This window comes from Agromyces mediolanus (genome assembly GCF_014648575.1).
GTDB classification, from domain to species: Bacteria; Actinomycetota; Actinomycetes; order Actinomycetales; family Microbacteriaceae; genus Agromyces; species Agromyces mediolanus.
Window position 1 is genome coordinate 348,513 of sequence record NZ_BMRJ01000001.1, and the last position, 11,997, is coordinate 360,509.

Consider the following 11,997-nt stretch of genomic DNA (forward strand, 5'->3'; position numbering starts at 1 on the left):
TGACGTGCAGGATGCCTCGGCGTATCTTAATCAACTACAAGGTTGATCAATGAAAAGGTTGATCATGCGAGCTGGACGAACGAGAGGAGGCGCGAGATGATCCTGGACCCGTCGTCCGACGACCGCCTCGACCGCGCTTTCCTCGCCCTCGCCGACCCGGTGCGCCGCCGCATCGTCGCCCGCCTGAGCCGCGGGCCGGCGACGGTCAACGAGCTCGCCGAGCCGTTCTCCATCAGCAAGCAGGCGGTGTCGAAGCACATCCAGGTGCTCGAGCACGCCGGGCTCGTCACGCGCTCGCGCGACGCGCAACGCCGGCCCGTGCACCTCGACCCCGCCGCCCTCGAAGCCCTCACCGCGTGGATCGACCGCTACCGGCTGATCCACGAGCAGCGGTTCCGTTCGCTCGACGCGCTGCTCGCCGACGACTCGCCATCGGGCGGGTCGACTCCACTCACGCGGGATGCCTCGGCCGAGGCATCCGACCAGGGCGCCGGCTCCGCCGGCCCCGCACTTGAATCGAGACCATCATGACGAACCCCGTCACCATCACCGCCCCGGAGGGCCTGCCCTTCATCGACATCGTGCGCGAGTTCGACGCTCCGGTCGAGCGCCTCTTCCGCGCGCACCGCGAGCCCGAGCTCGTGAAGCAGTGGCTCGGACCGAACGGCTACGAGATGCAGATCGAGCAGTGGGACTTCGTGAGCCACGGCGGCTACCGCTACGTGCACGTCGACGGGCAGGGCGAGCGGTACGCGTTCAACGGCAGCTTCCACTCCGTGCGCGAGAACGAGCTCGCCGTGCAGACCTTCGAGTTCGAGGGCTACCCCGACGTCGTCGCCATCGAGACGATCCGGTTCGAGGACCTCGGCGACGGCCGCACCCGGCTCGTCATCCACTCGGTCTACCCGAGCGTCGAGTCCCGCGACGGCATGATCGCGAGCGACATGGAGCGCGGCCTCACCGAGGGCTACGCCCGCCTCGACGGTGTCGTCGCCTGACCCCGTCGGAGCAGCGCCGCTGGGGCCCCTGAAGGGGTCTCAGCGGCGCACTCGTCTCCGCTTCGGCGGTGCCCGGCACCCCCGTTCGCGTCACCCGGCGACCAACCTCGCTCAGGGCATTGCGCGCCGCCCCCCGACGGGGTCATCATGTCCCGGGGAGGGTTGCGATGGGGTGGGACTCGAACGCGGAGCGATCGGCGGTGCGCCTCGTCGGAGCGCCGCCTCCGCCGCCCGGCGAGTTCGACGTCGCAGAGGATGCCTCGGTGTCCGTGCTGGGCCGACTCCCCGTGGATTCCCTCGTCGACGCGCTCGCCGATTCGCCCAGGGTGGTCCCCTGGGAGGCCGACGTGGTCGTCGCGGTCGTCGACGACGAGCGATCGCTGCACGGCCTGCCGGGATGGCTCCGCGAGTGCGGTGTGGTCGCCCCGGTCTGGGTCGTGCACGGCGGCGTGCAGGGCCCGGCGCCCGGTGCCGACGCGGTGCGCGGCGTCATGCGCGACGCCGGCTACGGGGCGCTCGCGGTGAGCCGCGTCACCGCGGCCTGGTCGGCGACGCGCTTCGCGATGCCCGCCTGAGCCCGCCCGGTCGCGTGATCGCGCGCGATCGCATGCGGCGCGCATCCCGTCAAGCCCGTGCGGCGCGGGCGGAGGCGGGGTAGACCGGACGGTGGGGGTCCATCGCCGCGGCTCCCGTGACCGAACGGAGTCGCCGATGACCGGGTTCGACCCAGCGCCCACGGAAGCCTCCGCGTGGACGGCGCCCCCGGCGCCGCGGCTCGGCATCGAGGAGGAGTTCGCCCTCGTCGTGCCACGCACCCTCGAGCCCGCGAACGCCGCGGCGGCCGTCCGCGAGCGGCTGGACGAGGTGAGCCTGCCCGGATCCCCCCGCATCGAGGGGGAGTTCCTCGCGCACCAGCTCGAGTACGCCACCCCGGTCTGCGACGACGCGAGGGCCGCGGCGCCCCTGCTGCTGCGCGCCCGGCGCGAACTCGCCGCCGCGGCCGCCGGACTCGGCCTCGGGGTCGCCTCGAGCGGCACGCTGCTGCACGAGGCGGACTCGCCGGAGCCCGCCGACGGCGCCAGGTACCGCCGCATCGCAGCCGACATCCGCGGCATCCTCGACGACCATCAGGTGTGCGGCATGCACGTCCACCTCGGCTACGACGACCCTGAGCAGCGGGTCGAGGCGCTGAACCGCCTGCGCGGCTGGGTGCCGCTGCTGACCGCGCTCGCCGCGAACTCGCCGTTCTGGCGCGGCCGCGACACCGGCTTCGCCAGCTGGCGCACCATCCTCCTGCGGCGCTGGATCTCGATCGGCGTGCCGGCGCCGTTCGCCGATTTCGCTGACTACACGGGCCGCCGCACGCAGGTGCTCGCCGCCGTCGGCGACGACGACGCGGCCCTCGTCACCTGGACGGTGCGCCTCTCGCACCACCTGCCCACGATCGAGCTGCGCTTCGGCGACGCGCAGCTCGAGGTGCGGGACACGGTCGCGGTCTGCGGCTTCGTCCGGCTCATCGCGGCACGGATGATGCGGATGCCGCAGCCGCCGCCCGCGATCGACTCCGACGTCCTGAACACGGCGGTGTGGACGGCGGCGCGCGACGGGCACGCGGCGCTCGTCCCGCATCCGCTCGGCGAGGGCGTCGCCCCGCTCCCCGCGCTCGTGGAGTGGGCGCTCGACTGGTGCGGATCGCCGGGCTCCGTGGCACGCGACATCCGCTCCCTGCTGGCCCGGGGATCGGGGGCCGAGCGGCAGCGCCGCGCCTACGCCTCCGGCGGGCTGGCCGCGCTCGGCGCGACCGTCGCCGCCCACCACGGGCCGCTTCGCACGTCCGGGCTAGCACCGGCCGCCGATGGGGTCAAGCCCGATGCGGCCGGGGCGGCGGTGGAGTAGCTTCATTCTGCCGAGGGCGGCGTGGGGCGTCGTGCTCGGATCGGGGATCACCACATCGGGGAACAAGGGGAGCGCCATGACCATCGAGGCACCGCAGCCCATCAGCGCGAGACGCGCAGAGCTTCCGACCATCGGCGCGAGGCGCGCCGAGCTTCCACCGATCGGCATCTGGTGGCCGATGCTCGAGCCCACCCTGCAGCGCGAGATCCTGGAGCACCCCAGCGCCCCGCTGCGCCGAGCGGTGGTCCGCCGGATCTACGAGCTCTGCGAGCTCGAACGCTTCCCGATGCGCGACTTCGTGCGACTGAACGAGAACGAGCGCGCCTACCTCGCCGGCTGGACGCACACCGCGGCCTGGGAGTGATGACGGCCCATCCGAGCGGCGCCGGAACCGATCCGGATGTCGACGCTGATCCAGCCGACGGCCGTTCCGAGACGGCCACCGAGCGGTACGACCGCAACTGGAACGAGCTGCTGCAAGAGCTCAGGGCGGTGCAGACGGGGACGCAGATCCTCTCGGGGTTCCTGCTCGCGGTCGCGTTCCAGCCGCGCTTCGAAGAGCTCGACCCGTACGCCCACACGCTCTACCTCTGCCTCGTCATCGCCGCGGGCCTCGCGACGCTGCTGGGGCTCGCGCCCGTGATGCTGCATCGCGCGCTGTTCCGGCAGCACGCGAAGCAGCGCCTCGTGCGCACGGCGAACCGCCTGCTGATCGCCCAGATCGCCGTCGTGTCCTTCATCGCGGCGGGCGTGACGGGGCTCATCTTCGATGTCGCCGCGGGCCGCGAGATCGGGGTGCTCGCGCTCTGCATCGCGGCGGTCGTCGTCGTCGGATTCTGGTCGATCATGACGTGGACGGGATGGCGCGCACGGCTCGACCCGTAGGCTCGGCGTGTGGATGACCCGACGGGACCGGCCGCATGATCGGCGTGCTCACCGGCTTCGTCGTCATCGCGCTCGCGGTCGTCGTCGGCTGGATCACCGCGCGGTCGGGCCTGTTCGGACCCGAGGCCCGGCCGGTGCTCGCGAAGCTCACCTTCAACGTGCTCGCGCCGTTCCTGCTGTTCTCGGTGCTCGCGACCGCGAACATCCAGCAGCTGTTCTCGACCCTGCTGCCGGTCTCCGCGATCGCGGCTGCGACGATGATGCTCCTGTTCGGCCTCGTGTCGATGCTCCTGCTCCGCCGCCGGCTCGCCGACACGGTGATCGGCTCGCTCGCCTCCGGCTACGTCAACGGCAACAACATCGGCATCCCGATCGCGGTGTACATGCTGGGCGACGCGGCGCTCTCGGTGCCGATCGTGCTGCTGCAGCTCCTGCTCTTCGCGCCGGTCGCCCTCGCGGTGCTCGGCGCGGTCGTCGAGCAGCGCACCTCGGTCGCCGCGATCGTGCGGGGCACCCTCACCAACCCGATCATCGTGGGTTCGCTCGCGGGAGTGCTCGTCGCCGTCAGCGGCATCGAGCTGCCGCCGATCGTGCTCGACCCGATCGAGCTCATCGGGCACGCGGCCGTGCCGCTCATGCTCATCTCCTACGGCATGTCGCTGCACGGCCGACGCCTCCTCGCGCCGGGCGGCGCCCGTGTCGAGGTGTTCATCGCGGCCGGGCTGAAGCTCCTCGTCATGCCGGTCGTGGCGTGGGCGCTCGGCCGCTTCGTCTTCGGCCTCGACGACGCCGCCCTCTACGCGGTCACGGTGCTCGCGGCGCTGCCGACCGCGCAGAACGTCTTCAACTACGCGCAGCGCTACGAGACCGCGGAGGTGCTCGCGCGCGACACGATCTTTCTGACCACGGTGGGAGCGGTGCCGGTGCTCACCGTCATCGCGCTGCTGCTCGGCACCTGAGGCTCAGCCGGCCTCGTCGTCGCCCGAGTCTCAGCCCGAGTCTCAGCCCCGCCAGCCGTGGAGCACGCGGGCCCAGAACCGCGACCACGCCGTCGTCGGCGTGAGCAGGCGGCGGCGCGCGGCGAGCTCGTCCTGGTAGGCGGAGCTCGTGAGCGCCCGGCCGATCGTCATCGGCGGCGGCAGCTCGGCGGTCGCGCTCGCGCCCGGGGCGACGCGGCGGGCGGGGACGACCACGGGCGAGGGGGCGAAGCGCGGCTCGGCGATGACGAACGCGGCGACGAGCCCGATGCCGAGCCCCCAGGCCCACAGCGCCGTCGCGGGAAGCGGCGGCGTCGTCCAGGCGGCGATCGCGCACCAGACGGTGACCGCGGCGGCCGCGACGTAGCCGACGCGGGGGAGCGCGGTCAGCACGAGCCACCGCCGCGCCTCCATGGGGCAGCGCTGCCAGACGAGCGAGCGCTGGGTGAGGCCGTTCAGCAGCTGGTTCAGCCAGATCAGCAGGGCCGCGACGAGGGCGGCCGCGATGAGCCACCCCCAGTCCGTCAGCCGGCCGTCGTCGACGAGCCAGGCGAGCGAGCTCAGGGCGTCCTCCGCCGGCGCGCCCGTGAAGACGCCCGCGACGGCGCCGACCGCGAGGGTGACGGTCCGGACGAGCCACGCGAAGGCGGCGGATGCCGCGGGCAGCCCGGGCAGGATCGCGGCCGTGACGAGGGCCGCGAGCAGGTTGGTGCCGAGCGACTTCTTGTCGATCACCGCGAGCCGGTTCTCGAGGTACTCCACCTCGGCGGGCCGGGCGGCGAGCGCGGGGCCGAGCAGGTGCCTGGCGGTCGGATCGACGACCTGCACGACGTTGCGGTAGTACTCGCTGTGATCGAGGAACGGCTGGCTCGTGTTGTGCACCGCGTGCTCCTCGGGGCCGAGCGCGGCGTCGCCCGGTCTGGGGAAGTACGCGGCGCGCCACCGTTCGCGCGCCGCGCGCCGGCTGTCGGCGATCGGCCCGGCGGAGAAGGGGTCCCAGACGGCCCAGTGGTTCGCCCAGGCGACCGGGCGCTCGGGAGATGCGCCGATCCAGTTGGCGACGGGGGCGTAGCGGTCGCTGCGGCCGCGCCAGTTCTCGCGGCCGAGCAGCACGACGGCCGCGCCGACGGTGGTCAGCCGGCGCACGTTGAACGCCGCGGGGTCGAGCTCCTCGAACAGTGCGAACGTCGCCACCGCGGCGCCCTGCGAATGCGCGAAGAGGTGCACGTCCCCGTCGTCGCCGACGAGCTCGCGGGCCCTGGCGAGGGCGTCGCGCACGACGAGCCGCATCGCGGAGGCCCGTACCGGCCGTTCCTTCCACGCCGCCACGTCGCCGATCGAGCCGACCAAGGCGTCGAGCACGCCCTGGGCGAGTTCCTTGAACCAGGGGATCAGCAGCAGCGGGCTGAGCAACGGCAGGACCGGGGTGAGCACCACGCCGAGCAGGACCACGCCGAGCCAGACGGCCGCGAACACCACGGTGAGCACTGCGACCCGGACGACGTCGACGATCGCGGTGAGGGTGCGGCCGAGCAGCAGTCGATCGTGCGGCGGGCGCTGATGTTCGACGAGCGTCAGCCAGGGCAGCATGACGAGGGTCTGCCGGAAGAGCCCGAGCATGCGGGTGAGCGCGCGCCACATGAACGGCACCGCCCAGCGGAACACCTGCGCGCGCGACATCGGCACGAAGGACTCCGACCAGCGCGCCTCGACGATCGCGATGCGGCGCAGGGTGGTCTCGGCATCCACCACGGCGCCGTCCTCGACCCGACCGGTGCCCCGCGTCGGGAACGCGACCGTCGCCGTCACGATCGGCACGTCGCCCGTGAGCTCCGAGTCGACGATCGTCACCCCGTGCTCGTCGCGGCCGCCGATGATCCGGTCGCGGGCGATCCAGTCCATCCGCTCGAGGAGCGGCTCGGCCCACTCGAGCAGGATCTGGCTGGTGTACGCGCTGCCCATGCCGTGCACGACGACGAGCGCGCTGTCGAACGCACCGGGCTCCGGCGACTTCGCCGACTCGCGGCCGGCGTCTTCGGCGATGAGCATCGCGGTCTCCTCTCGGGCAGGCGGGCTGAGCGAACGCTACTGGCGGGGCGGATGAACCGGCAAGCACGTCGTCCCGGGCGCCGCCTCAGGGGCGACTTCAGGGCCACCCCTGAGGCGGTGCGCTCGCGGCCGGCCCTAACGTGTGCACTGGACCGCACCCCGCCGTGACTGCAGGGGGAACTGATTCCGGCGGGTGGTCCGCTGAGAGCCGGCCCGATCGCGACCCGAACCGCGGTCATGGGCCGGCTCCCCCCGTTCCGGCACGGAGGGGGCCAAGCCGGGACGGGGCAGCGCCGTCCGGCCACCGGTCGTCGTGACAGACTCGACGGGTGACCGACGCGCTCCTCGACCTCGTCCCGCGGCCCTACGACGCGGACGCGATGTACGACGCCTTCGTCGGCTGGGCCGAGTCGCGCGGCTTCGCGCTCTACCCCGCGCAGGACGAGGCGGTCATCGAGATCGTGTCCGGCGCGAACGTCATCCTGTCCACGCCCACCGGGACCGGCAAGTCCCTCGTCGCGGTCGCGGCGCATGCGACCGCGGTCGCGAAGGGCGGGCGCAGCTACTACACGGCGCCGATCAAGGCGCTCGTCTCCGAGAAGTTCTTCCAGCTCGTCGAGGTGTTCGGCGCGGCGAACGTCGGCATGGTCACCGGCGACAGCTCGGTGAACGCCGACGCGCCGATCGTGTGCTGCACGGCGGAGATCCTCGCGAACCTCGCGCTCCGCCGCGGCGCGGAGGCCGACGTCGACCAGGTCGTGATGGACGAGTTCCACTACTACGGCGACCCCGAGCGCGGTTGGGCCTGGCAGGTGCCGCTGCTGCTGCTCACGAAGGCGCAGTTCGTGCTCATGTCGGCGACGCTCGGTGATGTCACGGCGATCGCCGAGGACCTGTCGGCGCGCACCGCCCGGCCGACCGCCGAGGTCACCGGCGTCGAGCGTCCGGTGCCGCTCAGCTTCTCGTACGCGAAGACGCCCGTGCAGGAGACGGTCGAGGAGCTGCTCGAGACCCGGCAGGCGCCCGTCTACATCGTGCACTTCTCGCAGGCCCAGGCGATGGAACGGGCGCAGGCGCTGTCGTCGATCCGCGTCGTCACCCGCGAGCAACGGGATGAGATCGCCGAGGCGATCGGCGGCTTCCGCTTCACGACGAGCTTCGGCAAGACGCTGTCGCGGCTCGTGCGATCGGGCATCGGCGTGCACCACGCCGGGATGCTCCCGCGCTATCGCCGCCTCGTCGAGACCCTCGCCCAGCGGGGACTGCTGCGCGTCATCTGCGGCACCGACACCCTCGGCGTCGGCATCAACGTGCCCATTCGCAGCGTGCTCATCACCGCGCTCGCGAAGTACGACGGCCAGCGCATGCGGCACCTGAGCGCCCGCGAGTTCCACCAGATCGCTGGGCGCGCCGGGCGCGCCGGCTACGACACCGCGGGCACCGTCGTCGTCCTCGCGCCCGAGCACGAGATCGAGAACGAGCAGGCCGTGCGCAAGGCCGGCGATGATCCGAAGAAGCTCAAGAAGGTCGTGCGCAAGAAGCCGCCCGCCGGACAGATCAGCTGGGGCGAGGGCGCCTTCGAGCGCCTCGTCGCCGCGCAGCCGGAGCCGCTCGTGCCGCAGCTGCAGCTCACCGCCGCGATGCTCATCAACGTCATCGCCCGTGGGGGCGACGTGGCCGCGAACGTCGCCGCGCTCGTGTTCGACAATCACCAGCCGCGGGCCCGGCGATACGAGCTCGCCCGCCGCGCCCTCGGCATCCTGCGCACCCTGCGGGACGCCGGGGTCGTGACGCTCTCACCGGATCCCGCCGGGACGGCCCTCGGCGTCGAGATCCGCCTCGAGGTGGAACTCCAGCCGAACTTCGCTCTGAACCAGCCCCTCTCGCCGTTCGCGCTCGCCGCGATCGAACTGCTCGACCCCGAGACGAGCGAGCAGGGCACCGGCCACTACGCCCTCGACGTGGTCTCGATCATCGAGTCGACGCTCGACGACCCACGGCCGATCCTCTCCCAGCAGGAGTTCCGCGCGCGCGGCGAGGCCGTCGCGGCGATGAAGCAGGAGGGGATCGAGTACGAGGAGCGGATGGCGCGCCTCGAGGACGTCACCTGGCCGAAGCCGCTCGAGGAGCTGCTCACGCACGCCTTCGAACGCTTCGCGGCGAGCCAGCCCTGGGTGCGCGACTTCGAGCTGCGGCCGAAGACCGTGGTGCGGGACATGTTCGAGCGCAGCATGTCGTTCGGGGAATACGTCGCGCTGTACCAGCTCGCCCGGAGCGAGGGTCTCGTGCTCCGGTACCTCTCCGACGCGTTCCGTGCCATCCGGCAGACCGTGCCGGAGGAGGCGAAGAACGAGGAGCTGCTCGACCTCATCGAATGGCTCGGCGAGCTCGTGCGCCAGGTGGACTCGAGCCTCGTCGACGAGTGGGCCGAGCTGATCGACCCCGCTGCGCACCTGCCCGAGGACGAGGCGCCCGTCGTGCCGCCCGCGCCGCCCTCGGTCGTCACGAACCGGCGGGCGTTCACGGTGCTCGTGCGGAACGAGCTGTTCCGGCGCGTGCAGCTCGCCGCCCTCGATCGGGAGGAGGAGCTCGTCGAGCTCGACCCCGACGCCGGCTGGCCGGACGCCCTCGACGCCTACTACGCCGAGCACGACGCCATCGGCACTGGACCCACCGCGCGCTCGCCTCGACTCGTCACGATCGACGAATCGGATGCCTCGGCCGGGATCTGGCGCGCCGAGCAGACCGTGGACGACCCTGCGGGCCACCACGACTGGCGGATTCGCGCCGTGGTCGACCTCGAGGCGTCGGCCGAAGCAGGCACGGCCGTGCTCGGCGACGTGGAGTTCGTGCGGTTGTAGCCGTGGCGGTCGTGCGTGGGCGTGCGATCGTGCCTGGGGGCGGTCGTCATGGGCGTGCGGTCGTGCCCGGGCGTGCAGCCGTGCCTGCGGCTGAAGCCTTGACTGGACGCGCATCACGGCTTGCCGTTCGCTGCACAGTCCCGCGCTCGCCCTTCCATCCCTCCTTCGCTCGCGCCTAGCGTCAGGACATGGCGCGCATCGACGAACTCCTGAACACGACCCTCCCGCTGCTCGACGTCGTCTGGACCGACGAAGGCGAAGCCGCCGGAATCCCCGACCCGGACAACATCGGCGAGGGGTTCGAGCTCGTCGGCCGACTGACGCAGGCCGAGAGCACGATTCACATGACGCACGTCTGGATCACCGAGGTCGATCAGGAGACGCCGTGGGTGCGCGAGCACGTGCACGACTACGACGAGGTGCTCACTTGGACGGGCAGCGACCCCGGGAACCCCCGGGATCTCGGCGCCGAGATCTATCTCGAGATCGAGGGTGAGCGCCGCATCATCACGACGTCCGGCTCCGCCTTCATCCCCGCGGGCGTCAAGCACTGTCCGCTCGGATTCATCCGCGTCGACCGCCCGTTCACGTTCAGTGCGTTGTCGCTCGCGCCGGAGTACGCCTCGCGCCGGGGGTAGGCGGTGGGCGCGCCCTCCCCTGGGCTCGGCTGGGGGAGTTCTGCATGTTCGGCGCCCTTCTCTCAGCTGTCTGGATGGTGTCCGGGGCGGCGTCGCGCGGTGATCGGTCGCTTCGTCACCCCGGTGCGTGCGAGACAGCCTCGCTGACTCGCTCGCCCGCGCCTAGCCCGAAGTGGCGCGATCTCGAAGTGGCGCGATCGTCGAACAGAGCTTCGAATCTCGTGGCCGGTTTGGGACGATGGAGGCATGACGAACTCCAGCACCGCTCCGGCGGCACTCGCCGCGTTCAGTGCGGCCGCCTCCGCCGTCGAGGCGGTGTGGCAGGGTGCGCTCACGCGTGCGAGCTCGCAGCCCGAGGGCGATGTGCGAGCGATGAGCGACGACGGATTGGTGCGGGTGGCCGCGACGATCGCGGGCCTTTCCCGGCTCGCGGAGTCGCTGCAGGCGAGGGTGGCGGCCGAGCTCGACGATCGCTGCAGCGGCATCGCCGGCGACGACCTCGCGAAGGCGCGAGGCTTCACCACGCCCGAGCGGCTGATCGCACACCTCACTGCTGGTCGATACGTCGAGGCGGCCCGGCTCGTCGCGGTCGGCCGCGCCACGGCGACGCGCTCCTCCTTCACGGCCGAGCTGCTGCCGCCGAAGCGGCCTTCGCTGGCGCGTGCACTTCACGCCGGTGTCGTGGGCATCGAGGCGGCCGACGTGATCCGTCGGTTCCTCGACCGGGTCGAAGTGCGAGCCGACCCCGAGGAGCTCGCGGCATCCGAGGCGTTTCTCGTCGAGCGCGCCCCGGTCGTCGGGGTCGACGGCCTGGGCCTGCTCGTGAAGCGGCTCGAAGCGCGGCTCGATCCCGATGGCGTCAAGCCGCGCGAAGACGAGCTGCGGGCCAGGCGCGGGCTCCGCATCTGGCAGGACCGAGCGGGCATGGTCAACGTGCGCGGCGCATTCGACCCAGTGAACGGCGCCCTCGTGAAGTCTGCGATCGACGCGCTCGTCAGCGCCGAGCTGCACCGCGCGCGCGACGCCCGGGCTCCACGGCCAGCCGAGACGGAGGGCGATCAGGCGACGTCGGAGACACGCACGGTCGCGCAGCTGAATGCCGATGCGCTCACTGATCTCGCCCGCCACGCCCTGGGCTGCTCCAACGTTCCGACGCTCCGCTCCGTGACGGTCGTGGTCCGTGCCGATGCCGAGGCGCTCGCCGCCGGGCGGGGCGCCGCATCCATCGACGGCATCGAGCAGCCGGTCTCATTGGAGACGGTCCGAGAGCTCATCAGCTCGGCGGGCATCTCGCCCATGCTGATCGGTCGAGGGGAACTGCCCCTCAAGCTCGGCCGCTCCGCCAGACTCTTCACACCCGCGCAGAAAGTCGCACTCGCCGAGCGTGACGGCGGATGCGCCTGGCCCGGATGCATGCGGCCGCCGAGCCAGACCGAAGCGCACCACATCGCCTGGTGGAACCGCGACAGCGGACCGACCGACCTCGACAACGGCATCCTGCTCTGCAGCCACCACCATCATCGGGTGCACGACGACGGCTGGATCATCCGAGTCCGCGACGGGCGCAGCTGGTTCGTTCCGCCCGCGCACCTCGACCCCGAACAGCGACCAAGGCCGGGCAATCGCGCAGTGGTCCCTGTGTTCAGTCGCCGTCGGCCACTGCGTGCATCGGCGGCGGCGTGAGATGCGTGCG

11 protein-coding genes are annotated in these 11,997 nt (G+C 72.0%); 10 read left to right on the top strand and 1 reads right to left on the bottom strand.

What is annotated here, in order from left to right; translation table 11 throughout:
- Positions 1-96: 96 nt before the first annotated feature.
- The 7 genes from IEY71_RS01525 (at position 97) to IEY71_RS01555 (ending at position 4,738) form a co-directional block, all read left to right on the top strand.
- Positions 97-531 (top strand): ArsR/SmtB family transcription factor, encoded by a 435-nt coding sequence (locus IEY71_RS01525; RefSeq protein WP_189083551.1) that lies wholly within the window; start codon positions 97-99, stop codon positions 529-531.
- Positions 528-998 (top strand): SRPBCC family protein, encoded by a 471-nt coding sequence (locus tag IEY71_RS01530; RefSeq protein WP_189083552.1) that lies wholly within the window; start codon positions 528-530, stop codon positions 996-998. The genes IEY71_RS01525 and IEY71_RS01530 overlap by 4 nt, the downstream gene beginning before the upstream one ends.
- 167 nt (positions 999-1,165) lie before the next feature.
- Positions 1,166-1,573 carry a hypothetical protein gene (locus IEY71_RS01535; RefSeq protein ID WP_189083553.1) on the top strand — a complete coding sequence of 136 codons (408 nt, stop codon included), beginning with the start codon at positions 1,166-1,168 and terminating at the stop codon, positions 1,571-1,573.
- A 136-nt stretch (positions 1,574-1,709) separates the two neighbouring features.
- A complete protein-coding gene (locus IEY71_RS01540; protein WP_189083554.1) occupies positions 1,710-2,894 on the top strand; it encodes a carboxylate-amine ligase in 1,185 nt (394 codons plus the stop codon).
- Between the two features lie 76 nt (positions 2,895-2,970).
- Positions 2,971-3,258, top strand: a complete 288-nt coding sequence (locus IEY71_RS01545; RefSeq protein ID WP_189083555.1) for a hypothetical protein — start codon at positions 2,971-2,973, stop codon at positions 3,256-3,258.
- A complete protein-coding gene (locus tag IEY71_RS01550) occupies positions 3,258-3,779 on the top strand; it encodes a DUF6328 family protein (protein WP_189083556.1) in 522 nt (173 codons plus the stop codon). Before IEY71_RS01545 ends, IEY71_RS01550 begins: the two co-directional genes overlap by 1 nt.
- Before the next feature lie 35 nt (positions 3,780-3,814).
- The gene (locus tag IEY71_RS01555; protein WP_189083557.1) at positions 3,815-4,738 is read left to right on the top strand and encodes an AEC family transporter; all 924 of its coding nucleotides are present in this window, start codon (positions 3,815-3,817) and stop codon (positions 4,736-4,738) included.
- Between the two features lie 42 nt (positions 4,739-4,780).
- Here the strand turns inward: IEY71_RS01555 and IEY71_RS01560 are convergent, their stop codons facing one another.
- Positions 4,781-6,805 (bottom strand): hypothetical protein, encoded by a 2,025-nt coding sequence (locus IEY71_RS01560; RefSeq protein ID WP_189083558.1) that lies wholly within the window; start codon positions 6,803-6,805, stop codon positions 4,781-4,783.
- Between the two features lie 380 nt (positions 6,806-7,185).
- On the opposite strand from IEY71_RS01560, the gene IEY71_RS01565 reads away from it, so the two are divergent.
- The 3 genes from IEY71_RS01565 to IEY71_RS01575 all read left to right on the top strand — a co-directional run bounded on the left by IEY71_RS01565 (position 7,186) and on the right by IEY71_RS01575 (position 11,987).
- On the top strand, positions 7,186-9,666 hold the full coding sequence (locus IEY71_RS01565; RefSeq protein ID WP_189085025.1) for a DEAD/DEAH box helicase: 2,481 nt from the start codon (positions 7,186-7,188) through the stop codon (positions 9,664-9,666).
- A gap of 188 nt (positions 9,667-9,854) precedes the next feature.
- Entirely contained in the window at positions 9,855-10,304 is a 450-nt protein-coding gene (locus tag IEY71_RS01570; RefSeq protein ID WP_189083559.1) for a hypothetical protein, read from the top strand.
- Between the two features lie 246 nt (positions 10,305-10,550).
- Entirely contained in the window at positions 10,551-11,987 is a 1,437-nt protein-coding gene (locus IEY71_RS01575; protein ID WP_189083560.1) for an HNH endonuclease signature motif containing protein, read from the top strand.
- The last annotated feature ends 10 nt before the right edge of the window (positions 11,988-11,997 follow it).